This window comes from Euzebya pacifica, from assembly GCF_003344865.1.
Lineage (GTDB): Bacteria > Actinomycetota > Nitriliruptoria > Euzebyales > Euzebyaceae > Euzebya > Euzebya pacifica.
In genome coordinates this window covers 326,981-350,412 of the sequence record NZ_CP031166.1, presented here as the reverse complement: position 1 = coordinate 350,412, position 23,432 = coordinate 326,981, and the positions used below count along the sequence as shown (strand labels likewise).

At 69.0% G+C, this 23,432-nt stretch carries 22 protein-coding genes and 17 tRNA genes; 17 read left to right on the top strand and 22 right to left on the bottom strand.

The window, feature by feature from the left end:
- Window positions 1–90 precede the first annotated feature (90 nt).
- Window positions 91–306 (top strand): hypothetical protein, encoded by a 216-nt coding sequence (locus DVS28_RS28940; RefSeq protein ID WP_164711159.1) that lies wholly within the window; start codon window positions 91–93, stop codon window positions 304–306.
- A gap of 209 nt (window positions 307–515) precedes the next feature.
- Here DVS28_RS28940 and DVS28_RS26965 read toward each other — a convergent pair.
- The 20 genes from DVS28_RS26965 to DVS28_RS26880 form a co-directional block, all read right to left on the bottom strand.
- Window positions 516–588 (bottom strand) — tRNA-Thr (locus DVS28_RS26965).
- Between the two features lie 124 nt (window positions 589–712).
- A tRNA-Asp gene (locus DVS28_RS28935) sits at window positions 713–789 on the bottom strand.
- A gap of 111 nt (window positions 790–900) precedes the next feature.
- Window positions 901–976 (bottom strand) — tRNA-Pro (locus DVS28_RS26960).
- A 40-nt stretch (window positions 977–1,016) separates the two neighbouring features.
- Window positions 1,017–1,094, bottom strand: a tRNA-Arg gene (locus tag DVS28_RS26955).
- 33 nt (window positions 1,095–1,127) lie between these two features.
- Window positions 1,128–1,199, bottom strand: a tRNA-Gly gene (locus DVS28_RS26950).
- Between the two features lie 13 nt (window positions 1,200–1,212).
- Window positions 1,213–1,287, bottom strand: a tRNA-Phe gene (locus tag DVS28_RS26945).
- Window positions 1,288–1,323: 36 nt separating this feature from the next.
- The gene (locus DVS28_RS26940) at window positions 1,324–1,764 is read right to left on the bottom strand and encodes an NADAR family protein (RefSeq protein ID WP_114594934.1); all 441 of its coding nucleotides are present in this window, start codon (window positions 1,762–1,764) and stop codon (window positions 1,324–1,326) included.
- 159 nt (window positions 1,765–1,923) lie between these two features.
- A tRNA-Arg gene (locus DVS28_RS26935) sits at window positions 1,924–1,998 on the bottom strand.
- A 117-nt stretch (window positions 1,999–2,115) separates the two neighbouring features.
- A tRNA-Met gene (locus DVS28_RS26930) sits at window positions 2,116–2,190 on the bottom strand.
- A 200-nt stretch (window positions 2,191–2,390) separates the two neighbouring features.
- Window positions 2,391–2,468: transfer RNA gene (locus DVS28_RS26925), tRNA-His, on the bottom strand.
- Between the two features lie 81 nt (window positions 2,469–2,549).
- Window positions 2,550–2,622, bottom strand: a tRNA-Ala gene (locus tag DVS28_RS26920).
- A gap of 157 nt (window positions 2,623–2,779) precedes the next feature.
- Window positions 2,780–2,864: transfer RNA gene (locus DVS28_RS26915), tRNA-Leu, on the bottom strand.
- A 7-nt stretch (window positions 2,865–2,871) separates the two neighbouring features.
- Window positions 2,872–2,957, bottom strand: a tRNA-Leu gene (locus tag DVS28_RS26910).
- A gap of 8 nt (window positions 2,958–2,965) precedes the next feature.
- Entirely contained in the window at window positions 2,966–3,112 is a 147-nt protein-coding gene (locus DVS28_RS26905; RefSeq protein ID WP_114594737.1) for a type II toxin -antitoxin system TacA 1-like antitoxin, read from the bottom strand.
- A gap of 81 nt (window positions 3,113–3,193) precedes the next feature.
- Window positions 3,194–3,664, bottom strand: a complete 471-nt coding sequence (locus tag DVS28_RS26900) for a phosphatase domain-containing protein (RefSeq protein WP_114594736.1) — start codon at window positions 3,662–3,664, stop codon at window positions 3,194–3,196.
- Window positions 3,665–3,737: 73 nt separating this feature from the next.
- Window positions 3,738–3,814: transfer RNA gene (locus tag DVS28_RS26895), tRNA-Ile, on the bottom strand.
- Window positions 3,815–4,204: 390 nt separating this feature from the next.
- Window positions 4,205–4,278 (bottom strand) — tRNA-Ala (locus tag DVS28_RS26890).
- A 105-nt stretch (window positions 4,279–4,383) separates the two neighbouring features.
- Window positions 4,384–4,460: transfer RNA gene (locus tag DVS28_RS28930), tRNA-Trp, on the bottom strand.
- 400 nt (window positions 4,461–4,860) lie between these two features.
- Window positions 4,861–4,935, bottom strand: a tRNA-Cys gene (locus tag DVS28_RS26885).
- Between the two features lie 78 nt (window positions 4,936–5,013).
- Entirely contained in the window at window positions 5,014–5,214 is a 201-nt protein-coding gene (locus DVS28_RS26880) for a hypothetical protein (RefSeq protein WP_114594735.1), read from the bottom strand.
- 379 nt (window positions 5,215–5,593) lie between these two features.
- On the opposite strand from DVS28_RS26880, the gene DVS28_RS26875 reads away from it, so the two are divergent.
- The gene (locus DVS28_RS26875; RefSeq protein WP_164711158.1) at window positions 5,594–7,222 is read left to right on the top strand and encodes a vWA domain-containing protein; all 1,629 of its coding nucleotides are present in this window, start codon (window positions 5,594–5,596) and stop codon (window positions 7,220–7,222) included.
- A 256-nt stretch (window positions 7,223–7,478) separates the two neighbouring features.
- Window positions 7,479–9,377, top strand: coding sequence for a cell wall-binding repeat-containing protein (locus DVS28_RS26870; RefSeq protein ID WP_164711157.1), 1,899 nt, complete (start codon window positions 7,479–7,481; stop codon window positions 9,375–9,377).
- Window positions 9,378–9,519: 142 nt separating this feature from the next.
- On the opposite strand, the gene DVS28_RS28925 is transcribed toward DVS28_RS26870, so the two are convergent.
- Window positions 9,520–9,588, bottom strand: a tRNA-OTHER gene (locus tag DVS28_RS28925).
- Between the two features lie 98 nt (window positions 9,589–9,686).
- On the opposite strand from DVS28_RS28925, the gene ruvB reads away from it, so the two are divergent.
- The 5 genes from ruvB (at window position 9,687) to DVS28_RS26840 (ending at window position 14,069) form a co-directional block, all read left to right on the top strand.
- Window positions 9,687–10,706 carry a Holliday junction branch migration DNA helicase RuvB gene (ruvB, locus tag DVS28_RS26860; RefSeq protein ID WP_114594732.1) on the top strand — a complete coding sequence of 340 codons (1,020 nt, stop codon included), beginning with the start codon at window positions 9,687–9,689 and terminating at the stop codon, window positions 10,704–10,706.
- 47 nt (window positions 10,707–10,753) lie between these two features.
- Window positions 10,754–11,212, top strand: coding sequence for an NUDIX domain-containing protein (locus tag DVS28_RS26855; RefSeq protein WP_164711156.1), 459 nt, complete (start codon window positions 10,754–10,756; stop codon window positions 11,210–11,212).
- A 123-nt stretch (window positions 11,213–11,335) separates the two neighbouring features.
- Window positions 11,336–11,929: a hypothetical protein gene (locus tag DVS28_RS26850; protein ID WP_114594730.1), complete on the top strand. Its 594-nt coding sequence runs from the start codon at window positions 11,336–11,338 to the stop codon at window positions 11,927–11,929.
- The gene (locus tag DVS28_RS26845) at window positions 11,929–13,008 is read left to right on the top strand and encodes a hypothetical protein (RefSeq protein WP_114594729.1); all 1,080 of its coding nucleotides are present in this window, start codon (window positions 11,929–11,931) and stop codon (window positions 13,006–13,008) included. Before DVS28_RS26850 ends, DVS28_RS26845 begins: the two co-directional genes overlap by 1 nt.
- Window positions 13,008–14,069: a hypothetical protein gene (locus DVS28_RS26840; protein ID WP_114594728.1), complete on the top strand. Its 1,062-nt coding sequence runs from the start codon at window positions 13,008–13,010 to the stop codon at window positions 14,067–14,069. The genes DVS28_RS26845 and DVS28_RS26840 overlap by 1 nt, the downstream gene beginning before the upstream one ends.
- A gap of 42 nt (window positions 14,070–14,111) precedes the next feature.
- On the opposite strand, the gene ligA is transcribed toward DVS28_RS26840, so the two are convergent.
- On the bottom strand, window positions 14,112–16,160 hold the full coding sequence (gene ligA / locus DVS28_RS26835) for an NAD-dependent DNA ligase LigA (protein ID WP_164711154.1): 2,049 nt from the start codon (window positions 16,158–16,160) through the stop codon (window positions 14,112–14,114).
- Window positions 16,161–16,245: 85 nt separating this feature from the next.
- On the opposite strand from ligA, the gene DVS28_RS26830 reads away from it, so the two are divergent.
- From DVS28_RS26830 to DVS28_RS26790, 9 genes are all read left to right on the top strand, one after another.
- Window positions 16,246–17,634, top strand: coding sequence for a nicotinate phosphoribosyltransferase (locus tag DVS28_RS26830; RefSeq protein WP_114594726.1), 1,389 nt, complete (start codon window positions 16,246–16,248; stop codon window positions 17,632–17,634).
- Window positions 17,635–17,642: 8 nt separating this feature from the next.
- Entirely contained in the window at window positions 17,643–17,822 is a 180-nt protein-coding gene (locus DVS28_RS26825) for a hypothetical protein (protein WP_114594725.1), read from the top strand.
- 18 nt (window positions 17,823–17,840) lie between these two features.
- Window positions 17,841–18,743 (top strand): isochorismatase family protein, encoded by a 903-nt coding sequence (locus DVS28_RS26820; protein ID WP_114594724.1) that lies wholly within the window; start codon window positions 17,841–17,843, stop codon window positions 18,741–18,743.
- A gap of 65 nt (window positions 18,744–18,808) precedes the next feature.
- Entirely contained in the window at window positions 18,809–19,168 is a 360-nt protein-coding gene (locus tag DVS28_RS26815; protein ID WP_114594723.1) for a hypothetical protein, read from the top strand.
- Window positions 19,165–19,572 (top strand): hypothetical protein, encoded by a 408-nt coding sequence (locus DVS28_RS26810; protein ID WP_114594722.1) that lies wholly within the window; start codon window positions 19,165–19,167, stop codon window positions 19,570–19,572. The genes DVS28_RS26815 and DVS28_RS26810 overlap by 4 nt, the downstream gene beginning before the upstream one ends.
- On the top strand, window positions 19,569–21,329 hold the full coding sequence (locus DVS28_RS26805) for an NAD+ synthase (protein ID WP_114594721.1): 1,761 nt from the start codon (window positions 19,569–19,571) through the stop codon (window positions 21,327–21,329). Before DVS28_RS26810 ends, DVS28_RS26805 begins: the two co-directional genes overlap by 4 nt.
- On the top strand, window positions 21,326–22,207 hold the full coding sequence (locus tag DVS28_RS26800; RefSeq protein WP_114594720.1) for a hypothetical protein: 882 nt from the start codon (window positions 21,326–21,328) through the stop codon (window positions 22,205–22,207). Before DVS28_RS26805 ends, DVS28_RS26800 begins: the two co-directional genes overlap by 4 nt.
- On the top strand, window positions 22,204–22,626 hold the full coding sequence (locus DVS28_RS26795; protein WP_114594719.1) for a hypothetical protein: 423 nt from the start codon (window positions 22,204–22,206) through the stop codon (window positions 22,624–22,626). Before DVS28_RS26800 ends, DVS28_RS26795 begins: the two co-directional genes overlap by 4 nt.
- Window positions 22,623–23,312, top strand: coding sequence for an NUDIX hydrolase (locus DVS28_RS26790; protein WP_114594718.1), 690 nt, complete (start codon window positions 22,623–22,625; stop codon window positions 23,310–23,312). The genes DVS28_RS26795 and DVS28_RS26790 overlap by 4 nt, the downstream gene beginning before the upstream one ends.
- Window positions 23,313–23,432: the final 120 nt, after the last annotated feature.

Here is a 23,432-nt window from a genome sequence, read left to right as displayed (position 1 = left end):
GAGGTCGCGTTGGTGCACTCGGCCCCGGAACTTGCCACCAGCCACGACCTGATCGTCGACCCGGCATCAACAACGGTCCCATGGCCGGTCGTGGTGCAGACCGATCTGCGGTTCGTCGTCGCCACCGGAACGCTTTCGGGTGCGATCGGGTCCGTGACGCTGCAGCTGCACGGCCGGTGCGGCACACAACTGGCCGGCACTGCGGACCGCCGGTGGGCGTTCAAGGCCGAAGAAGGAGCCGTGGTTGACCGTCTGCAACGACCGTTCCTCGCCGCCCATCCGACAATCTTCGGTCCGGCTGTGTGATCCAGACCCTCCCATGTCTCCACATTGGTATGGGACACAACCACACGTCATACGAACGGCAGGTCGCCCACTCGCAAGGGCAACGCAGCATCCGCTACCGGTGCAGCTGCGGGCGGATCATCACTGGCAACGCCGCATGGTGGTCACACACCCATCATCGTGACGGCGAACCGCGTGACGGCCACCGGTACGACGGCCGGGCCTAGACGAGCTCGCGGACGGGATCGAACCGTCGGCCTCCGCCTTACCATGGCGGCGCTCTACCAACTGAGCTACACGAGCAGAGGGGGATGAACCCGACGGGTACTACCGACCCACCGGACAACGTTGCCCCCGCCCCTTCGGGCCGTTGCCCATCGGCAAACGGAGGCGGGCGTCCCGGCGGGCATGGCCGGTGACCGCGATGCGCCCTCGACGAGATTCGAACTCGCGAGTCTCCCGGCTGACAACCGGGCGGGGACGGCCAGACTCCCCCACGAGGGCATGTGTGGCGGGATCACGGCTCCCGCCGGGCCGAACAAGGAACCGTCCGGGACTCGACTCCCGACTGGTGCGCCGCCAGCGCACCACCCCACCTGGGGCCACTCCTTCCTGTCGGGATGCAGGGATTCGAACCCCGGATCTCCTCGTCCCAAACGAGGCGCGCTGGACCAGACTGCGCTACATCCCGGAAAGGGTGTGTTCACGGCACACACCAAGCCGTCTTCGGGCGCCCCGAGTTGGATTCGAACCAACGCATATCCCGGTTTCGTAGACCGGTGCTCTAATCCGAACTGAGCTACCGGGGCAGAGTTGGCCGGATGTGCTCCGGCCTGGCAGAGAGGGGATGACCGGAACTGCCCCGGCACCTCCGGCTTGGAAGGCCGGCATGATTCTCGTTTCACCACACCCCCATGGGTGTGTTGCTGGTGGCTCCCCGCCGGATCGAACGGCGAACTCCGGGACTTCACTCCGGCGCGTTTCCGGTTACGCCAAAGAGCCATTGGGGTGACCCGGCCGAACCGGAGTACGGCCGGGTCAGAGGGTGCCGCGGAGACGGTGCAGACGGGAGGTGAACTCCTGCCTGGTCAGGATCGTCTCCGACGGCTTGCGACGACCCATCGTGTGGGTCAGCGTCGCCGTGCCGGTCGCCGCCAGCGCCCGGCGGAACCCGGCGTTGCCGGCGAGGGCCTCGAAGGCACGGTCCAACAGCGCCTGGTAGGCGTCGCTGTGCCGGTCGATCGCTTCACCGCGCCAGTGCAGCGTCTGGGTCTGCTGCCAGTTCTTCTTCGCCCCACGCTTCTTGGCCTTGGCACCAACGAGGGTGCAGACCTGCGCCTGCATGTCGGGCGCGGCGAACTTCAACGACTGCAGGAAGCCCTCCATGGAGGCGCACTCGACTCCGTCGAGGACGAACGGGTGCGGTGCGAAGTTCGACAGCGAACCGGCGGGGAACCCCGCCTTGGACCGTATGTCCACGGTGCCTTCCTCCTTCCGGGTCGTGCTGATGGGGGGGAGTGGGGTGCGGACCACCTGACCCCGGTGGGCACACCGGGACCGTGGGCCGTTCCGCGACGCGTACTTGGGGTTCCTCCGGGTCCCGGTGGCGACCGGACGGGAACCCCGGTCACCCCGCGGTGCGCCCTGGCGGACTCGAACCGCCGGCCTCGGCCTCCGGAGAGCCGCGCTCTGATCCTGCTGAGCTAAGGACGCATGTGCTGCCCTCGTGGCAGCGTCACGATCTGCCCGGATCGGCGCCGGGTAGGGCCTGCGCCACACGGTTGACCGGTGCATGGCCGGTCATCCCGACATGACGTCCCAGAGGCCTGCTGGTTGCGCGGGCAGGTTTTGATCCTGCTGCCTCCGGCTCATGAGGCCGGCGAGCTGCCATTGCTCCACCGCGCAAGGTCTGGTGGTCGGGCACGCCCGGCCCCGCGTCGGACGGGAAGATCCGGCGGCGGGGCGGGCGGCCACGGGTGCCTCAGCACCCCCTTGTAGTTCAGGACCTTGGACGAGTTCCTCCACGATCTCGACGAGGCCGGCGGCGTCGTCCATCACCTGGGCGATCGGCCCGCGGGCACCGGTGCCATGGGATGACGCAGCAATGGGGTGACCGACGGGACTTGAACCCGCAACCACCGCGACCACAACGCGGCGCTCTACCAGGATTGAGCTACGGCCACATCTGGACCCGCCACCTGAGCGCCGCTGAGGGGCTGCTGCGGGAAGGACGGGTCGGACTTTCGGATCGAGAATCGGACTTGTGGAGCAGCGGAGAATCGAACTCCGGACCCCCTGCATGCAAGGCAGGTGCTCTACCAACTGAGCTACAGCCCCAAGATTGGGTGCCCCTGTGTCGCCGGGGCGGACGGCAGTCCTTGCGGACTGTCTGAGTGGAGCCATCCGGAGTCGAACCGGCCGCGCCGTCTGGGGTGACCGCGCTCTGCCACTGAGTGGCCCCGAGGGTGCCCCTGTGTCGCCGGGGCTGGCGTCGTGCTCGAAGAGGGAGTCGAACCCCCACGACCTTGCGGCCACGCGGTCCTGAACCGCGCGCGTCTACCTGCTTCCGCCATTCGAGCATGGTCTTGGTGCGCGAGGAGGGAATCGAACCCTCACACCTTGCGGTACCGGGACTTGAATCCGGCGTGTCTTCCTGGTTCCACCACTCGCGCAGGTCTGGTCAGGTGCTGAACACCGATGGCCGGGTGAGGAGGTCGGCCAGACGCGGGGACGGTTCGGCGGGCCAGTCCAAGAGGGCAACGACGGCGTCGTAGGCGTCGTCGTCCAACACGAACACGTGCCGGGCGGTGAGGCCGCGTCTCTGCATCGGGTCACCTCCTCGGCGATGAGTCGTGTGGATGGGACGCCGTGGTCCTCCGACTGCGCCGACCGTCCACCTTGCAGGCGGTCAGTCGGCGAGTGCGGCGGTGACGGCGTCGGGGTCGTGCCAGGTCGGGGAGACGATCACGGCCAGGCCGTGGGCCTTCCAGACCGGCAGGACCGACGGGTTGTCGTCGACGGCGATGCGCGGGTCGAACCCGGCGGCACGAATCGCGGTAAGAATGTCGGTCTTGACGGCCGCGTCGCGACGGTGGTCGCCGGCCCGACGCATCCACAGGCCGGCATCGCCGTCGAAGCCGTTGAGCAGGTGCCACCAGACCGTGATGTGCCGGTAGTCGACCGACCGTGCGGTAACGATGAGACGGTCCCAGCCGGCCGTCCCGTAGGCGTCCCACAGCACCTTGGTCATCGGCACCGGGGCGGCGTCTGTGCTCGCCATGTGGAACTCGTGGAAGTTCCGGGTGGGTCCGGTGACGTGGTGCCGGTAGGGACGGACGTCGGTCGTGGTGCCGTCCACGTCGAAGATGATGGCAGGCATGACGACTCCTCTCGCGGGTCGTGGGCCTGAGCCGGGGTTGGGAACGCTGGGCTGCTGCTGCGGCGGGGGCGTGTGGTTGGTCGCCGAGGACTTGAACCTCGGACCTCACCCTTATCAGGGGTGCGCTCTGACCTGCTGAGCTAGCGACCAATGAGCCTTCCGCCCCCAGCCGCATCCATCGGCGCCGGGGCCCGCTCCACCTGCGTCGCGGATGACCGCTCGGGTGCAGGAACATGCGGGTCCTTGAAGGCATGACCCCCGCCTGCGCGGGGAGAGGCACCGACTGAATCGGTGGTGAAAGGCATGGAACGGATCACCCCCGCCTGCGCGGGGAACGTGAAGCGATGATGCCCGATGGGTGCGACACGAGGTCTATGGCCCCTCGCCGTCTCGCACCGGCTGGTCCGGTTCGCGAGCGCCGCGCCCTGTGGGACGGCGGGGGTTGCACCATCGGCTTTCCAGCAACGACGCCTGTGAACGTGCCGTCCGTCACACCTTCGTGAGGTGACGCGGGACGGTGCCGTACCGATGGGCGGCCAGTGGAGCTCCGGGGGCTTGAACCCCGCACCTCGTCCCTGCCAGGGACGTGCTCTGCCACGATGAGCTAGAGCCCCGTGTGGGCGTGGCTGCCGGCATGGTGCGGCTGCGCGTCCCGGTTGGTTGTGCCCGCCGTCCGCCCACCGGTCACGGTCGTGGCTGCGGTGGGGGTTCGCGGGGCTTGGCAGGTCGCCGAGGAGTCGAACCTCGTTCGTTCCGGTTTTGGAGACCGGCGTCCGTCCACACGGACTCGCGACCCATGGGTGGGCTGGTTGGGTGGTGGTTGTGTGTGTGGCGGCCGGGACGATCGCGGGCGGTCCGCACCCGCACCGTCCGTCGCCGGGGGTGGGGGGGTCACACGGTTCCCAGCACGCCCCGTCTGGTCGGGGTTCACGGGCTGGTCGAGTGGGTGGCTGTGGAGCGCGTCTCGTCTGGTCTCGGTAAGAGGCTGCGTGCATGGGACCTGCAGGATCGTCCTCTGGGCGGCGAGCGCTATGTGGGTGCCATCGTCTGGTGTCCACCGTGATGGCTGGGTGGGAGCGCGGCCCGTGGGGTTCGTGATGCCCGTCGGGGTCGTGTGCCGGGTGTGGCCGGCTGCTCGGGTTGTTCGGGTTTCGTGGCGGGCACCTCCTTTGGTGGCCGGGTTGGGTGGTTGGTGGTGGAGACCGAAGACGGACTCGAACCGTCGATGCGGGAGTTGCAGTCCCGTGCCTTGGCCGCTTGGCTATTCGGTCGTGTGTGGGGTGTTGGTCCGGAAACGAAGAAGGACCGCTTCCCGGTGGTGGGAGCGGTCCTGCGGTGCGGCACGGGGGTCAGCCGGTGGGCGGCGACTCCGTGTCGGGGGCAGGGGCTCCCGTCGTGATGTGGTTGTGCTTGGGCGACCAGGTCATCGGCTGGGCATCGGCGAACGGGTAGGACCGCTCACAGGTCGTCCCGAGGCCCAGCACGGTTTCGGTGCGCAGGCTGACGCGACGGCCGTTGGCCGCTCCTTGCGTCAAGGTCCCTGCGTTCATCGAAGATCGTGCTCCTGGTGGTGGGCGGCCCGCTGCGGGCCGGTGTTCTTATTCAAGGGGTGCCACGTCGGTGGGGCGGTGTCAACCCTCGGGGTCCTTCGACCACTCCGAACACCATACAGTGCTAGAAGTGTTAGCGCAACATTTGATGTTGCCAAAGGGCGCTGCGGTGCAAGCCAGTGCGACGCCCGCAGGCGGTCTGAACTGGGCTTTTGGCGCCTGAATCTGTCGGGAATGATTTTTGGTTCAGGACCCTGATCGGGGGGCCTGGGGCCTCTTTCGGCAGCGTTGAAGATGTTCGTCATGATGCGTTCCTGCACTGAATCGCCCCCGGGGACCCGATGGGGATCGGGCGGGACGGCGGGCGACCGTCATGGCCATGACCCGTCTGCTCGCCACAACGATTCTTGCCGTGCTACTGCTGCTCACGGGGGCTGCGGCGGCCCAACCGCGAACCGAGCAATCTACGGGAGACCCATCAGGGGGAACGGTCCGGGAGGAGCTGCCGGGCGATCCGGTCATCCCGCCACTGATCTTCGTCATGGACGCGTCCGGCTCGATGGACCGGGTCGACAACGAGGGCGTCCGGCTCTACGACGGGGCCCGCCGCGGCCTGCTGCAAATGATGGGGCAACTGCCCGACGAGGCGATCGTGGGGTTGCGCGTCTACGGGCACACCGTCGCCCCTGATGCGCCACCTGCGGAGGGGTGCGCCGACACCGAACTGGTCCACCCGGTGACGACGCTCAACCGTACGACGATGGGTATCGCGATCGAGTCCTACCAGCCGTCCGGGTACACCCCGATCGGACTGTCGGTGCAGGCGGCAGCGGCCGACCTGCCCGATGTCGAGGGCGCCACGATCGTGCTGGTCTCCGACGGTGAGGACACCTGCCACGTCAACGGGGTCGGCCCCGACCCCTGCCAGGTCGCTGCCGACCTCGTTGCTGCGGGCACCAGGGTGACGATCAACACCATCGGGTTCCTGCTGCCCGAAGGGGCGGCGCAGCGTCAGCTCGCCTGCATCGCTGAAGAGACGGGCGGGACGTTCGTCGCCGTCAACGACGCCGCAGCCCTGTTGGAGGCGTTGCGGACCGCCTCCGATGCGCAGGTGACGTTCCGTCCCGGCGGCGAGCGGGTGTACGGCAGCCAGAGCCCACTGGACGCCCCGATCCTGCCCGGGGCGGGGGTGTACATCGACGAGATCAGCCCGCAGCAGATCAGCCACTACGGGATCCGGCTCGAAAGGGGCCAGCAGGTCGCTGCACGGGTGATCGTTGCGCCGCGGGACGGCATTCCGTCGCGCGAGCAGGTCGGTCACAGCAACGTCCCGTCGGTGCAGGCCTCGCTGCTGGAAGCGGAGTCGTTCTTCGACCACAAGGTCGACGAGCTCGGGCAGGTCGACCCGCAGGTGCCGGTCGTCGGTGGGTTCGTCTCCGAACTCGATTGGGATCCGGCCGCGTTCCTGTCCGCCGACGCGGGAACCTACGTGTTGGCAGTTGACTACCGGTCGGCAGGCGGCGGCTACGACGGGACCGTCTGGGATCTCGAGTTGACGATCGAGATCGTCGGTGAGGCGCAGGACGACCCCGACATCACCATCGCCGCCGCCGATGACGGGCAGGTGCTGACCGGGGATGACCGAACCGATGATGGGGTCGAACGTCCCGACATCGGCGTGGTGATGGCCGAGCCGACAGGCGACCCGAGCGTCACGCCGACCGACACTGCAGTCGGTGAGGAGCCGTCATCGGCACCCTTCTCCGATGACGCCGAGCAGGCACAGTCGTCTGATGGGGGTGGGCAGAACCCCGTCGCGCTCATCGCGGTCGTCGGTCTGGTCGGGGCGGGCGGATGGAAGGCACTCTCGAAGTTCCGCAGCGGTTCCTTGGGTGCCGGCAATGAACCGGAGCGTGCCCGACCCAAGCACGGCCCGGCCCCAGCGCCGGCCGACCTGGGGGACCAGGATCCCGACGGGCCGTTCGACCCGACCCGCGCCGGCCTGTGACACGACGATGGCACCCCGGGCGGCGACGGGACCCTGGGTCGCGTTGTCCCTCTGGAGGCTGGCGGCAGGTATGGGGTTGCGACCTCCGGAAAGGCCGAGATGGGCACATGACCGGGTTGCGTCGTGGTCCTTCCGCGTGTCGTTGTCGCCAACTAGAGTCCGCAGGGCGGGGTTTCTGCCCCAGCGAACTCTGTTGGAGCCAGGCGCAGGTACCGCACGGGGCCGGCGCGAGATGCATGTTGGGTGGGAGGGATTGATGGTGCTTCGCTTCTCGGGAGGCTTCTGGTCACGCTTGGTGGCGACTACAGCTGTGGGTCTGGTGGTGGCATCGCTGCTTCCATCTGCCGCGTGGGCGCAGGCGGATCACGAGTCGCTCATCTACGTCGAGCTAGCGTTGCCGCCTGACGGGGGGAGGCCTCTGTCGTACACGGTCCACGACTTGCTGGACGGCAGCGAGCAGACGTTCACGTTTGACCACGACCTCGGCCGTTCCATGGAACTCGGCAACCCGTCCCCGGACGGTCGTGTGATGGTCCTCAGGCGGAACGTGCCAGCGCAGACCCTGGACGAACCGCCCGTGCAGTACGACGTCACGCTCCTGGACACCGTGACTGGCACCGAGTTGCGCACCTACGAGTCCGTCCCGGTCAACAGTACGCTCGCATGGTTGGATGACGGAACACTGCTTGTCTCCGACAGCACCCACACACGGCTCTTGGACCTCGCGTCTGGCGAACTGACGACCATCCTTGATGAGCACGTCGGGAGCGCCATCGTTTCCCCCACGGGCAGCCATTTCTGGGACGGTCGGAACATACGGGATCGATCAGGCCAGGTCGTGCGAGCAGTCAGACCCCAAGATGCCCTTGCAACCCCCGCCGCCTGGAGTCCGGATGGCACGTCCATCGTGACCCACCCCGACCCGAACTCAGGTGACTCGTCAGTTCTTCGGGTAGCCCCAGATTCCCAAGACCAGACGCTCGGATCCGTCGGCCTCTTGCCTGCGGTTCATCCCGACGGCGATCATGTCTACTTCACTTTCCAGCGTGCTGAATCCCAATGGGTGAGTCAGCGGGTGTCGTTGACGAATTGCTGTGCGATTGACCCTGTCCTCCCAGACGCCGTATCCACCACACCATGGCAGTTCGCGACGCTCGCCAGCTACGGCCTGATCGCCCGAGGCACGCCCACGGGGTGTGACGCCTGCAGGCAACTGTGGGACCTCGAAACGGGACAGATCCTCTTCGACGGACCATCCGACGCACGGGACGGGTTCTTCGTCCAAGAGGGTTCCAACGACACCGACCCTGCCGGCAGCACCCGGCTAGCCGGTGCCTCTCGCGTCGAAACGGCCGTGGCGTTGTCCATGGACCAGTGGCCCGCCGGTGGAGCCCAGTCAGTGGTTCTGGCAACGAGCGACAACTTTGCGGACGCCCAGACCGCCTCCCCTCTTGCGATCGCTGAAGGCGGACCCATCCTCCTCTCCCAAGCCGACGACCTCCATCCGGCCAGCCTGTCAGAGATACGTCGGATCCTGCCACTTGGCAACACCGTGTACCTCGTCGGCGGAACGGCCGTGCTCACAGACGACCTGCAATCCCAAGTGGACGAACTCGGCTACGAAACGGTCCGGATTGCCGGCCGCACACGAGGAGAAACGTCCACCGCCATCGCTGCGCATCTGGGGGGCAGCCACGCAGAGATATTCGCAATCGACGGGGGAGACTTCGTACCCGGTGTCATAGCCGGGTCCATCGCTGCCCAGCGCACCGGGGCGGTTGTCGTTTCCGGACCGGAAGGTGCCATCTATGCGCGGGACCACACCGACGCCTTCGTGGTGCAGGTCGGCGAGTCCGCGTTCGACGCTGCTCCGGATGAGGTCGTGACCGCCGATTCGCCGACGGACCTGTCGCTTGCAATGGCCGAGCGCTACTTGCCATCCGCGAATCGCGCGGCAGTCGCGTCTGCCGACAACTTCCCGGATGCCCTGGCCGGCGCGGCGCATGCCGCACGGGAAGGAATCCCCGTGCTGCTCACACCCAGCAACAACGTTCCCGGAACGCTTGCTGCACGACTGCAAGACCTGTCGGCTTTCTTCGTGTACGGGGGGCAATCGGCAGTGTCCTCGAGTGCGCTGGCCGCTGCTCTTGGGTGACTCGATTCCTCCATCGGTCGTTATCACCACTCGATTGGCACCGAGCGTGGGATCGAACCCGCACCGGTACGTCGTAGCAGGGCGCTGCCCTACCAGTTGGGTGACCTCGGAAAGTTGTCCTTGTCCCTAGGCGGCGGGGATGTGGCGCGGACCGGAATCACCGGCGACCTCCGACATAGAGTTCGGCGAGATCTTCCTTCTCCACCGCGCCAGTGGTCGGCTGTGAAGGGCCATTGCTGGGGAGGTGGGACTCGAACCCGCTTCCCGGGTCGCGACGGGTGTCGCACCCGCAGGTGACCATCAGCGGTGATGGATGAGCTGACCAGCGCCGCTGAACTGCCCGACGACGGCACCGATGTGGCGTTGCGTCCCCAACGGCTCTCTGACTTCGCCGGACAGCCCCAGTCGACCGAACAGCTTGCGGTGGTGCTCCAAGCGGCGTTGCAGCGCGGCGAACCCGCCCCGCATCTGCTGTTCAGCGGCCCGCCGGGGCTCGGCAAGACCACCCTCGCCCAGATCGTCGCCCACGAGATGGGAGTCGGGACGGCGTTCAAGTCGACCAGTGCACCGTCGCTTGAGAAGCCCGGCGACCTCGTTGCGCTGCTGACGTCGCGCGAACCCGGTGACGTGCTGTTCATCGATGAGGTCCACCGGCTCCCCCGTGTGCTGGAGGAGATCCTCTACCCGGCGATGGAGGACTTCGTCGTCGACATCGTGATCGGCGACGGTCCCGACGCCAAGTCGCTGCGGCTGCCGCTGCCCCCCTTCACCCTCGTGGCCGCAACGACCCGGTCCGGTCTGCTTTCGGCGCCGTTGCTGGACCGGTTCGGGTTGGAGCTCAACTTCGAGTTCTACGACGACGACACCCTTGCCGGGATCATCGCCCGGTCCGCCCGGCTGCTCGGCACCGACATCACCGACCAGGCCGCCGCCGAACTGGGATGCCGGTCCCGTGGGACCCCCAGGATCGCCAATCGGCTGCTCCGCCGCGTCCGCGACTACGCCCAGGTCCAAGGCAACGGCACCATCGACGCCGCCACCCTCGCCGGCGGACTGGCGCTGTTCGGCATCGACAGCATCGGGCTGGACAAGATCTCCACCCGCGTCCTCGACGTCCTCACCGGCACCTACGCCGGCCGTCCCCTCGGACTCAAGACGCTCGCCACCGCCGTTGGTGAATCGCCCGACACCATCGAGGACTCCGTTGAACCGTTCCTCATCCGCAAGGGCCTGATCGACCGGACACCCCGCGGACGCACCGCCACCACGGCGGCCTACACCCACCTCAACCGGAACCCGCCGGTCAACCATCAACTCCGCATCGCGTGAACGAACCGCAGGACACACCCGCTGGGCTTTCGCCGACCATGACGACCATGTCCGCCCCACTCCCATTCGGTGCCGCAGGCCTTCTGCTGGTCGCCACCGACGGCGACCACGCCCGGATGCTGCTTGCCCGCCGCAACTCCAACCGGTCCTTCCCGCTGTCCTGGTCGATCCCTGCCGGCGGCATGCGCCAGGGAGAATCGCCCATCGGCTGCGCGCTCCGGGAGGCCCGTGAGGAAATCGGCTCCTTGCCGGCACACGGGGTCGTGTCGGTCATCACCGACACCCAGCACAACGGCTGGACCTTCCACACCGTCATCGCAATCACCCGTGCGGCCGTCCCTGTGGTGGCCGCCGGCGTCGACCGGGACGAGATCAACACGCTCCGGTGGGTCGACGCCGACGAGGGCCGCCACCTCAACCTCCACCCCGGCCTGCGACGGGTGTGGGAACGGGTCAGCGGCCGCTGCGACGCCCTGGTTCGACGGAAACGGGTCATCGCGCCCTGACCCCGGGGACACCGGTCCGGCTGCCGGGCGGAATGACGGGAGCAACCACTCCCGAACCGCCGGAGCAGACCAATGGGCAAGTGCCACCAACCCACCAAAGCTGGACCGCCATGCAACCGTGACGTGACCCCCGGTCGCAACTGCGGCGCGGACCACCGGGCCTCGGTGGCTGTCATCGCCACCGCTGGCCTGGACCTCACCGGCATCACGGCAGCTGACCCGTTTGCCGGGGCCGCCCAGGTGGGCCTGCCCAGTCCCGAGCTGCGCCGCAACGGCGACCGGATCCGTATCGACTACCACGATCGTGCGGCGGCCCGGATCGACCTCGAGCCACGCCACGGGACACTTGGGGTGAAGACCAACAGCACCCTTGGCCCCGACGAGGTGCTCGACCTCGCCTCACGCATCGAGATCGCCGCCTCGGAACTGTTTGCCCGCTATGGCGAGACCCATGGGGCCGACAGCCCGGCTGACCTGATGGACAACAGCGTCCACCAACGGCCAGCCGTGACCACCGGCGACACCACACGGGTGGACTTCGGGGACGACACACGCGCCGAGATCGTGGTCGAACCGCGCCACGGAACCCTCGGCGTCCGGATCAACGCAACGTTGGCGGCCAACGAGGCCCAGATGTTCGCCCGGATCCTCGCCGCCCGATCCGCGTCGCTGTCCGCACCCAAGGGCCGTCCCGTCCAGCCAGCAAGGAGCCGATGATGTCCTACCCATGCGGCAAGCCGACCCTCGGTGGCGGCCCCTGCCAGAACACCACGGCCACCCCCGGTGCGCCCTGCGGGGCCTCCCACAACGCTGTGGGCGGCCTCGGTGCCGGCCTCAAGGCGTGGGCCGCCGGCAACGATGCCGCCGCAGCTGCGGCCGCGGACCCCTTCCACGACCCCGCCGCCACCCAGGCCGCCCACAACGTCGCCGTCCGCATGGGGAACCTCCGCGTTCTCGCGGCCCGCGCCGCCGCGCTTGGCCGATCCTCCAAGGGGATGACCGCCCCCCAGTTCGCCGACCGCAACACGCGCGGCAAGTTCATCGCCGCAGAAGCCCACAAGACCATCGAGATGTGGCGCAAGGAGGACCCGGTGGCCCCCAATGACAACCCCGCCCCAGTCCTCCCCGTCACCGAGATGGCCGAGACGATGTCGGCCCGGCAGATGGGCGACACCGCCGCCACCTACATGCAGCGGGCCATGCGCAAGGCCGGCCGCGCCAAGGACCAGACCGACCCGGCAGAACGGGCCGACCTGCTGTCCTCCGCCCAGTCCTACGCCCTGGCCGCCCACAAGCTCTACGACTTCGCCGCGCAGGACACCGAGGCAGTCGCCATCGCCGGCCACAACCTCGACCCGCAGGCACCCGACGTGCACCGGGCACAGGCCGCCAAGGCCGTCAAGACCGCCTGGACGGAGAACGGACGGATTGGCGGACGGCACAACGCCGCCGCCGCATCCGAACGGCTCCGGCAGGTCCGCACCCACCTCGTCAACGCCCTCGCCGGCTACGGCGAACCCGTCGGTGGTGAAGAGCCCCTCGTGGTGCCCACCGGCGACCCGCCGCAACTGCTCACCGACTACAAGGAGCACTCCAAGGCCATCAGCGAGCTGCTGACCATGCAGCTGAACGCCGCTGATGGCACCAACCCGGACGGCACGATCCACGACGGCACGGCCGCCTACGCCGAAGCCGATGCCATGCGGTTGCGGCAGGCCTACGACCACACCCGCCACGCGATCAACGTGCTCGACACCTACGTCGACCACCCCGACCACAACGAGGTGACCGCCTGATGGCCGGCTACCTGTGCGGAAAGCCGACCGCGACCGGCGGTCACTGCAAGAACACCGTCGCCACCCCCGGCGGACCCTGTGGTGCCACCCACACCGCACCGGATCTGATGGCAGCGCTGAAGGCCTCGATCGCAACGCACAAGACGGCGCAGCACGCCGCCGTCAGTGACCCGTTCCACACGCCGCAACCAATGGCCGACACCACCCACACACCGGCCAGCACAGGCACGGTGGAGGTACCGGCGGCGTTTCGCACCACCAAGGACCGCGCCTACACCGGGGCCCGAGTGGCCCTGGCCCCGATGTGGCACACCAAGGGCCTTGCTGTCTGGCAGCTCAAGGGCCACGCCACCCGCGGCGACGCCGCCGCGGCGGAACTGGCCGCCACCATCTCCGACCTCCGCGCCACCGACACCGGCGGGTATGTCGGCCCCACCGACGACCCCGAGATCCCGGAAGGACTGACCGGCAAGGACGCCTACGTCGAAGGCCTCCGACAGATGACAAAAGCGGTCAAGGGCATCGAGTCGGCAACCGACCTGATGAGCGTGACCGCCGACGAGCGGTCCGCACGGCTCGCCACGGCCCACGGCCGCGCCCATGCGGCCGTGAAGCTGTTCAGCACCGCCAAGGACACGATCACCAAGGGCCTGAGCGACGAGGAATACGCCGCCGTGCCGGGAGTCAGGGCTTCTCGCAAGGCCGCCTCAGCGGCAATCCGCGACGCACGATCGCGGATGCACGCATTCAGCTCCGCACCAAGGGTCAAGGCCACCGTTGGCGTGCTCAACGTTGCACAGCAGCACGTGGCCAACGCCCTTGCTGCCATGGACGCCGATCACGTCGACGATCCCGAGTTCGACTACCAGGCCATGAGCGATCTCGGACCCTCCAAGTGCGCCGACGCAGCCCTCGGGCACCTCGGGGACGCCCAGAAGTCCCTCGCCGGTGCCTCCGGACTGACCGACACCGACAAGGTCGAACGGCTCAAGTCCGCGCACACCCACATCGTGATGGCCGCCGCCTACGCCGACGCTGCCTACGAGACCTTCCTGAACTGACCCCACGATTCCGCGAGGACCTCGAGCAGGTCGGCCACGCGGTTAGGTGGAGAGGATCGCGGCGAAGTCGGCCGGGTCCATGGTGGGGATGCCCAGGTCAGCGGCCTTCTTGGCCTTGCTGCTGGTGCTGCCGTGCTCCACGACCACCAGCGAGGTGTTCTTCGACACCGATGAGGAGGCCTTGCCGCCCCGTGACTCGATCATCTCCTTGACCTCGGTTCGCGACATACCGGGGACCGCCCCGGAGACCACGATGGTCTTGCCGACGATGGGGTCATCGGCGGACGCCTGGACGGTCGCGCCGGTCGGTTCGACGCCGAGGGAGCGGAGGTCGGCGATGAGGTCCAGACGGCTGCGGAACCCGTCGAAGATGTGCTGGGCCTTGGTGTCGCCGACGCCGTCGACGACGGTCAGGTCGGCGGGCGACCCGTTGGTGATGACGTCCAGCAGGGCGTCCAGCGTCCCGTAGTGGTTGGCGATCCGGCGGCACATGGTGCGGCCCGTCATGCGGACGCCGAGGGCGGTGAGGAAGCGGTTCAGCGGCCGGTTCCGGGTCGCGTCGATGGCGGCGACTATCTGCTCGCCCGAGGTGGTCCCCCAGCCGTCGAGTCCGGCGACGTCAGCGGCGGTGAGCCGGTACAGGTCGGCGAGGTCGGACACCTTCCCGGCGGCCATCAGCGCTTCGATGACCTTGCCCGACACCCCGTCGGCGTCGAGGGCGTCGCGGGAGACGGCGTAGGTCAGCGCGGCAAGGGTGGAGCAGTCGGGGTTGGTGCAGCGCCACCGCAGCTCGGACTTGTCGATGTCGTCGGACCCGCAGTTGGGGCAGGCGGTGGGGGCCTGCCAGGGCGGCAGGTCGTGGGGGAGGACCGACACGACCTTGGGGATGACGTCGCCCATGCGGGCGATCTCGACCTCGCAGCCGATCGCGACCCCGAGACGGACTGCCTCGTTGACGTTGTGCAGGGTGACGTTGGACACGGTCACACCGGACACCTCGACGGGGGCGACGCGGGCGACGGGGGTGATCAGGCCGGTCCTGCCGATGCCGTCGTAGGAGATGTCCATGATCGTGGTGCGGCGGGCCTGCGCCGGGTACTTGAACGCCACGGCGTAGTTGGGGACCTTGCCGTCGGACCGGTCGCCGATCCGGGTGGCGTCGTCGTTGCTGCGGACCCGGCAGACGGCGCCGTCGATCTCGAAGTCGAGGGTGTCGCGCAGGCCGCCGATCCGGTCGATCAGGGCCATGGCGTCGGTGGGGTCGTTGGCCAGCACCGGGCCGTCGGTGACCGTGGCGACGGTCGGGACGCCCATGGTGGCGAGGGTGGTGAGACGGTCGTGGTAGGAGTCGCCGTCATCGTCGCCGGGAGTCTCGCCGTAGTAGTCGTAGGCGGCGAAGGTGAGGCGTCCGTCGTAGTCGTGCTCGGCCTCGGACTTGTCGCGGCGCAGCATCCCGGCGATGCAGTTGCGCGGGTTGACGAACGGGGCCTTGCCCTTGGTGCGGCGAGCGTCGTTGGCGGCGTCGAAGGCGGCGGCGTCCATGTAGACCTCGCCGACGATGTCGAAGGGGCCGGTGATGCCGGGGGGCATGGGAACGGTCTGGGGGAGGTTGGTGATCTCGTCGTGGTTGGCGTAGGCCTCGCCTGCCTCGCCGTTGCCACGCGACACGACCGCGTCCAGTCGGGCGGTGCCGTCGCCGACCGGCACGAACCTGGCTCGAGCGCTGGACCCGTCCATCTTTGGGGTGACGATGACGCCCTCGGTGGGGCGGTGGCGGTCCCACCACTTGTCGATCTCCTCTGCGGTGGTGGCCTTGGCCAGCGACAGCATGCGGCGGGGGTGGACGATGTCGCCGGCGTTGGTGCCGGCAGCGACCTCGTCGAGCAGGCCCGGAGGCGCGGGCCAGCCGTTGGTCTGTACGGCCTTGGCGATGGCTTCCACGGTGGCGTCGTAGGCGGCGTCGTCCAGGGGGGAGACGTTGCCGCCGTAGTAGGCGTCGGCGGCGTCCAGGGCGACGGCGGAGGCGATGTCGAACGCCGCCCGGTCCGTGACGATCTCGGTGGGGGAGGGGACTGCGGTGGTGGCGGTCAAGGCGTGTCCTGTTCTTGTGCTGGTCGTGGCGGGGCGGCGGCCTCGCATGCCGTACGTCCTGCTAGTAATCGTAGCACTCAACTCGATGCGCCACAAGGCCTTGCGTCAATATCTCAATCTGATACACTCACAGCGAAACAACCGACGGAGAGAGTCGAGACGACACGTGACCACCGCACTCAACACCGACATGTACGAGTTCACGATGCTCCGCAGCGCCGTGGCCGACGGCACCGCCGACAAGGCCGCCACCTTCGAGGTGTTCGCCCGCAGCCTCCGCAACGGCAACCGCTACGGCGTCCTCGCCGGCACCGGCCGACTCCTCGACGCCATCGAGGACTACCGCCTCGACACCGACACCCTCGACTGGCTCCTCGACACCGGCATCATCGACCCCGCCACTCGCGAGTGGATTGGTGACGACTGGACCTTCACCGGCCGGATCACCGGCTACCGCGAAGGCGAGCTGTACTTCCCCAACAGCCCGGTCCTCACCGTCTCCGGCCGCTTCGGCGAAGCCGTCCTCCTCGAAACCCTCATCCTGTCGGTCCTCAACCACGACTCCGCCGTGGCCACCAAGGCCGCACGCATCCGCGCCGCCGCCGGCACCCGCACCGTCATCGAAATGGGGTCACGGCGCACCCACGAGGACGCCGCCGTCGCCGCCGCACGCGCCACCGCCATCGCCGGGTTCGACGCCACCTCCAACCTCGCCGCCGCACGCGCCTACGGCATCAAGGCCGTCGGCACCGCCGCCCACGCCTGGACCCTCGCCCACCGCACCGAAGCCGCCACCTTCGACGCCCAGATCGCCGCGCTCGGCGTCGACACCACCCTGCTGATCGACACCTACGACATCGAGACGGGCACCCGCGAGGCCATCGCCGCCGCCCGCCGCGCGGGCCGCACAGGTCCCGGTGCCATCCGCATCGACTCCGGCGACCTGGCCCTCGAGTCCAAGCGGTGCCGCCGCATCCTCGACGAGGCAGGTGCCACCACCACCCGCATCGTCGTCTCCGGCGACCTCGACGAGCACACCATCGCCACCCTCACCGACGCCCCCATCGACGGCTACGGGATCGGCACCAAGGTCGTGTCGGGCCTCACCGCACCCGGTTTCGTCTACAAGCTCGTCGAGATCGCCGACACCAACGGGATGCGGCCGGTGTCCAAGGAGGCCGAAGGCAAGCGCACGGTCGGCGGACGCAAGCGGGCGTGGCGCGAAACCACCGCCCACGGCCACGCCGCCATCGAGCACGTCGCCACCCCAATGGGCAACGCGACGCCGCAGTGCGTCGGCGGCGAACTGCGCAACCTGATCGTGGAGCTGTGGGATGGCAGCCGCACGGACCGCTCGACCGTGGCCGACGCCCGCACCGTCAACGCCGCCGCGATCGCCGAACTGCGCGACGACGCCCTCGCCGTCCACCCCGGCACCCCCACCGTCCTCACCATCGTCACCGAACCCCGATAGGAGACCCCATGCCCACCGACAGGACCCTGCGCATCAAGTACCTGATGCGCCGCCTCGGCCGGGACCGGTTCGTGGAGGAGATGTGCCGCCGGTTCTACGGCGGAACCGCCACCGACCGCCTCGACGCCGTCGACCAGATGTACGCCCACTACACCCAGCCCCGGCCGGCCACCCCCGCCACCCGCTGACAAGCCACGGAGACCTTCATGACCCGCGCACTGATCATCGTTGACACCCAGGTCGACTTCGTCGAGGGCGGACGCCTCGCCGTTGACGGCGGACGTGAAGCCGCCACCGCGATCACCCGCTACCTGGCAGCCGAGTCCGGCCGCTACGTCGCGATCGCAGCGACCAAGGACTGGCACACCCCCGACACCCACAACCACTTCCCCGCGACCGCCGACGACCCGATCGACATCGCCAACGGCATCTGGCCGGTCCACTGCATGGCCGGCACCGCCGGCAGCGAGTTCACACCCGAACTGCGGCTGCCCGACGGCACCCCGACGTTCCTCAAGGGCCAGACCGACGCCTCCTACACCGGGTTCGACGGCATCCTCGCCGCCGACACCCCCTGGGGCGAGTCCGGCACCCTGCTCGGCGACTGGCTCGCCGTTCGCGGCATCACCGCCGTCGACGTGGTCGGGATCGCCTACGACGTCTGCGTGGCCGCCACCGCCATCTCCGCCGCGAACGCCGGCCTGGCCGCCACCGTGATCCGGCCCCTCACCGCCGCCATCGGCGGCGAGGTCACGACCGCCGCCGAAGCCGACATGGCCGCCGCCGGCGTCACCATCTGCAACACCACCCCGGGGGACGTCAGCGACGACCTCGACCCGGTCGCGCTGGCCGCACAGGTCAACCCGCTCCACGTTGTGTCGGTCGCGGTCATGCTGCGCGAGTCCGACGGCGAACTGGTCCACGTCGAGCTCGGGATCGACCCCGGCAACGGCAACATCCGCACCGAGTACCTGTACGGCGACGACGGCCGCGTCGACCTGCGCGGCCTGCGCGACGCCGTCGTCATGACCGCCGACGCCGACTACCTGGCTGACGGCCGGGTGGAGTACGTCTGGGTGCGGCCCACCGACGGGGCACTCATGCGTTGAGCAGACACGGCAGCCGAAACCGCCCGCCGCACCCGGTGGTGGGCACCCCGCACACGGGAGCAGACATGACCGCAGACACCAAGGCCTTCTACGTCGATGACCACGCCGGCACCGCCGCCGTCCTCCGCGCCGACACGCCACGGATCGCCCAACAGTGGATGGCCGCCGAGACCGACAGCGCCCCGGCCGACTGGGTCGCCCGCAGGGTCGATGAGGACCGTGCCCGCTACATCGCCGCCGCACTCCGCGACGGCACCTGGCATGGCTGGCCAGCCGGTGGGTCCGCGCAGGACTCCCGTGCCTTCTGGCTGGACGTCGAAGAGGCCGTCACGCCCGTCGCTGCATCCGTCATCCCGACCGTGCGCGCAGGCTTGATCGCCCTTGACGGCCGCGGCGACCTGCACGGCTGGCAGGTGCCCGCATGACCGCGCTGACCGCCGCCCGCGTCGCAGAACTCTTCAACGACTGCGAAGGCGGCACCACCCCGGTGGAGGGACTGCGTCTCGACCACTTCCACGACGACCGGGTCGCCGAGCATCGCAACGAGATCGCCGCGATGCTCAACGAACTGCCCGACGACTTCCACGCCGCCGGCGGTGGCGGCTGGTCGTTCCTCAACGCCTGCACGGACCGCAACGGCCGGCAGTGGTGCGACACCCACGCAACCGTCGGGATGCTCCTCGCACTTGGCATCGCCGCAGGCATGGTCACCTTCGCGCTGCCACGCCCCATGTGGCACGTACTACCGGGCGGCATGCCCTACCTGATCATCAACACCGACGCCCCGCAGGACGACCTCGACCTGACCGACCAGACGGAGAACCGATGACCACCATCGACGCCGCATTGCCGTCCGCCACCGTCACGACCGGTCCCGGTGTCGTCGTGACCGCTGCGGCCATCAACCCCGTCCTCGGCGACCTGGCCGGGAACACCAACCGGATCATCGATGCCGTCGCGGCATGCGGTGACGCCGACGTCGTCGTCCTCGGGGAACTGGCGATCTGCGGATACCCGCCACAGGACCTGCTGCTCCGACCCGACTTCGTCACGCAGGCCTGGCAGGCAGTCCGCAACCTCGCCGTCCGCCTCGACGCAGTCGCACCGGGGGTCGCTGTCGTACTGGGCGCGCCCGCCCCGGCCGACGACCTTCCCCACGGAGCCGCGGTCGGCGTCCCGGCCGACGCCGGCGGAGCCCGGTTGGCGGCCAACGTCGCCGTTGTGCTGCTCCACGGACGCGTGGTCGGCGGCTACGCCAAGCGGTCGCTGCCGACCTACGGGACATTCGATGAAACACGGGTGTTCCTGCCGGGTGCGGCATCGGCCCGCGGGAACACACCGGTGGCGACCGTCCAGCTCGATGACACCCGCAGCCTGGCGATCGGCCTTGCCGTCTGCGAGGACCTGTGGACCGGACAGTGGGTCGAAGGGGTGGAGGGCACCGGAGTCGTCGACGTCGTGTGCATCCCCAACGCCAGCCCCTACGAGGTCGGCAAGGACCAGGTGCGTGTCGGCCTGGTATCGGCAGCCGCCGTCGCCGCAGGTGTGCCCGTCGTGTACGCCAACCTCGAGGGCGGACAGGACGACGTGGTCTTCGACGGCCACTGCATCGCCGCCACCCCCGGTGGCCACCTCGTGCAACGGCAGCCGTTCGGCCTGCCCGAGCCGTGCGGGCAGGGTCCGATCGACCCGGTCGCCTTCGACGCCGACCTGATGGCCGACACCGCCCTCGCCCAGGTGTGGGCGGCACTGGTGACCGCCACCCGCGACTACGCCGCGAAGACGGGGTTCGACCGGGCCGTCGTCGGACTGTCCGGCGGCATCGATTCCGCCGTCACCGCAGCCGTCGTCGCCGACGCACTCGGCGGACACAACCTGCTCGGCGTCACCATGCCGGGCCCCCACTCCTCACCCATGTCGGCCGAGGACGCCGAAGCCCTCGCCGGCAACCTCGCCGCCGACTTCGCCACCGCACCGATAGGCGGGATCGCCGAAGCCGCCACCGGTGCCCTGCGAGACGTTGTGGCATCCCGGAACGGAACCCGGTTCGCCAACCCCGTCACCGCCGAGAACCTGCAGGCGCGCGCCCGCGGGATGGTGCTGATGGCGGTCTCCAACGACACCGGGCGCCTTCTGGTCACCACCGGCAACAAGTCGGAGTACGCCGTCGGCTACGCCACCCTGTACGGCGACATGGCGGGTGGGTTCGCCGTCCTCAAGGACCTGCCAAAGACCCTCGTGTACGCCCTCGCCCGATGGCGCAACCGCCAACCGGGCGGCACCGTCATCCCCGACCGGTCGATCACCCGGCCCGCTTCGGCAGAGCTGTCTGCTGACCAGTCCGACGAGGACACCCTCGGTGACTACCCGACCCTGGACCGCATCGTTCTCGCACACGTCGACGCCGACATGAACGCCGCCACGATCGCCACGGCCGGAATCTGCGATGCCGAACGGGCCGCACGGACCGTCCGGATGATCGAACTGGCCGAGTACAAGCGCCGACAAGCCGCTCCCGGTCCCAAGATCACCTCCCGTGCCTTCGGGTCCGACCGGCGCCTCCCCATTGCGCGGGCGCTCGCATGACCGATCGATCCTTCACCGGCAGCAACCCGCAAGCCCGACTGTTCGACGAACACGACATTGTCCGGGGATGGTCCTGGACGGTCACCACCGATCGGGGAGTCCGGCGCGTCACCCTTCCAGCCCTGGTCGCAGCGACGCCGGCAGGCACCCCCATCGACTGGCTGTTCACCGAACACATCGAGCTGCTCGACGCCTACATGGTGTCGCTCGCCACCGAACACGGTGCGCTGCTTTCCGCCCCTGCGACGACCGGCCGGGCCAGGCGCACCGCCCGCACCGCATGGAGGACCCTCCTGCGCCTCGGGCTCGAATGGGCCGTCGCCAGCCGCGACACCGGCCGGACCGTCACCATCCGCGACGCCAACATCCTGGGCACCGTGTTCGCGTTCGCCCACCGTGCCCGCCGGGTGTGCGACGACCTCGGTGACAGGCCCCTGCCGCCCGGCATGTTCGATGCCCTGCCGCCCGACGGCCTCGTGGAGGGCACCCCGGAACTGGTCCCCGCCGACCCCGACCGGGCCGGGCTCGGAGCACTCTGGGTGCTCAGGACCGCCGACGGCACCGCGTTGCCGACCGGGCTGCGGCAAGTGATCAGTCCGATGGGTGGTGGTACCGACCCCGAGCTCCTCATCGTCGCCCACCTCAACGCCATCAGGGCCATGCTGGACGCCGACGACACCGACCGTTGGGCTGCCTGGGGCATGACAGCCGACCTGTTCGGCGGCGTCATCGACCCCAACAGGGGCGACGTCGGATTCGATGCAGTCCGACTCCCCGTGGACGACCCCGGAGCGGCCACCATCGACATCTACCTGCGGACCGTGGCTCACGACGTCGCCGCAGACCCGACCATCACCGAACCCGCCCCGACGCGATGAGCAGCACCACCGGAGACGACATGACCACCGACAACCTCGCCCGCCTCTACACCGAGGTCACCGGCATCCCCATCGACGGTTCCGACGACATCGACGCGATGAACCCCCAGTGGCTCGCCCACCTCTACGGACGCGCACTCGACGAGGTCTACCAGCAGCGGGCGCTGCTCGCCTGGGCAGCCGGGGCCATCGAGGCCTCCATGGAGTTGAAGGGCTACCCGAAATCGCGCCGAGGACCCATGGCCAACGTTGTCGAGACCATCACGGAAGCGGCGCGCGGCGGGGTCACCGACGCGTTTCCCAGGCTCCGGCACCCCAAGGACTACCTGGCGCGTGCCGGGGCACCGAAACTGCTCACCCGCGGCACCTGGGAGGCCGAACTGGCCGACCGCCACCCGTCACGACGGAGCACCCGATGACCGACACCTGCTACGACCCGACCGACTACCCGCCCTTCGCCGTCACCGCCGACGTCGTCGTCATCACCGTCAGGGACGGCAAGGCGATGGTGCTGGCGCACAAGCGCGACGGTAACCCGCATGCGGGACGGCGTGCGCTGCCCGGCACCTTCATCGCACCCGACGAGGACGCCGAGGCGACCGCGTTGCGGGCCCTGACCGTCAAGGCCGGGATTGCCCTCGGCGTCGGCCACCTCGAACAACTTGCCACCTACAGCGCTCCCGACCGGGACCCCCGGATGCGTGTCGTGTCCGTCGCCCATGTCGCACTCGTGCCCGATCCGGGCGACCCGCCGATGGGGGAGTGGACCGAGCCCGATACCGACGGTTGGGCGTTTGACCACGCGACCGTCGTGGCTGACGGGATGGAACGGGCGCGGGCCAAGATCGAATACACCGGTCTGGCCGCCTCCCTTGCCGGCGAGACGTTCACGCTCACCGACCTCTCCGACGTCTACGAGGCACTGTGGGGCCACGCGCCCGGCTACTCGGCCTTCCGCCGCAAGGTGCTGGCCGCCGACGGGTTCGTTGAGGAAACCGGGGAGACCCGGCCGGCGAACAAGGACGGCTCCGGACGGCCCACCAAGCTGTACCGGGCGGGCAAGGGCACCACTCTTCATCCGCCGATCACCCGCGACACCACCTGAAGCAGTCCGGTGTTCCGCCAACCAGCCCCGCCGCCACAGGGCGGGCTGCCTCGGCGAGGCGGTCCGACCGTTGGCTGCTGCCATCGACCGGATCGCTGGCTGGCCAGCCAGGGACACCGA

What these genes read in the sequence shown, in the direction of transcription:
- DVS28_RS26905 (WP_114594737.1), bottom strand. Translation starts at nt 3,112, where the DNA reads ATGCAGAGACGCGGCCTCACCGCCCGGCACGTGTTCGTGTTGGACGAC.
- DVS28_RS26875 (WP_164711158.1), top strand. Translation starts at nt 5,594, where the DNA reads ATGACCCGTCTGCTCGCCACAACGATTCTTGCCGTGCTACTGCTGCTC.
- DVS28_RS26820 (WP_114594724.1), top strand. Translation starts at nt 17,841, where the DNA reads ATGACCCGCGCACTGATCATCGTTGACACCCAGGTCGACTTCGTCGAG.
- ruvB (WP_114594732.1), top strand. Translation starts at nt 9,687, where the DNA reads ATGGATGAGCTGACCAGCGCCGCTGAACTGCCCGACGACGGCACCGAT.
- DVS28_RS26810 (WP_114594722.1), top strand. Translation starts at nt 19,165, where the DNA reads ATGACCGCGCTGACCGCCGCCCGCGTCGCAGAACTCTTCAACGACTGC.
- DVS28_RS26790 (WP_114594718.1), top strand. Translation starts at nt 22,623, where the DNA reads ATGACCGACACCTGCTACGACCCGACCGACTACCCGCCCTTCGCCGTC.
- DVS28_RS26900 (WP_114594736.1), bottom strand. Translation starts at nt 3,664, where the DNA reads ATGCCTGCCATCATCTTCGACGTGGACGGCACCACGACCGACGTCCGT.
- DVS28_RS26800 (WP_114594720.1), top strand. Translation starts at nt 21,326, where the DNA reads ATGACCGATCGATCCTTCACCGGCAGCAACCCGCAAGCCCGACTGTTC.
- DVS28_RS26830 (WP_114594726.1), top strand. Translation starts at nt 16,246, where the DNA reads ATGCGCCACAAGGCCTTGCGTCAATATCTCAATCTGATACACTCACAG.
- DVS28_RS26825 (WP_114594725.1), top strand. Translation starts at nt 17,643, where the DNA reads ATGCCCACCGACAGGACCCTGCGCATCAAGTACCTGATGCGCCGCCTC.
- DVS28_RS26880 (WP_114594735.1), bottom strand. Translation starts at nt 5,214, where the DNA reads ATGAACGCAGGGACCTTGACGCAAGGAGCGGCCAACGGCCGTCGCGTC.
- DVS28_RS26870 (WP_164711157.1), top strand. Translation starts at nt 7,479, where the DNA reads ATGGTGCTTCGCTTCTCGGGAGGCTTCTGGTCACGCTTGGTGGCGACT.
- DVS28_RS26815 (WP_114594723.1), top strand. Translation starts at nt 18,809, where the DNA reads ATGACCGCAGACACCAAGGCCTTCTACGTCGATGACCACGCCGGCACC.
- DVS28_RS26805 (WP_114594721.1), top strand. Translation starts at nt 19,569, where the DNA reads ATGACCACCATCGACGCCGCATTGCCGTCCGCCACCGTCACGACCGGT.
- DVS28_RS26840 (WP_114594728.1), top strand. Translation starts at nt 13,008, where the DNA reads ATGGCCGGCTACCTGTGCGGAAAGCCGACCGCGACCGGCGGTCACTGC.
- DVS28_RS26845 (WP_114594729.1), top strand. Translation starts at nt 11,929, where the DNA reads ATGTCCTACCCATGCGGCAAGCCGACCCTCGGTGGCGGCCCCTGCCAG.
- DVS28_RS26855 (WP_164711156.1), top strand. Translation starts at nt 10,754, where the DNA reads ATGTCCGCCCCACTCCCATTCGGTGCCGCAGGCCTTCTGCTGGTCGCC.
- DVS28_RS26795 (WP_114594719.1), top strand. Translation starts at nt 22,204, where the DNA reads ATGAGCAGCACCACCGGAGACGACATGACCACCGACAACCTCGCCCGC.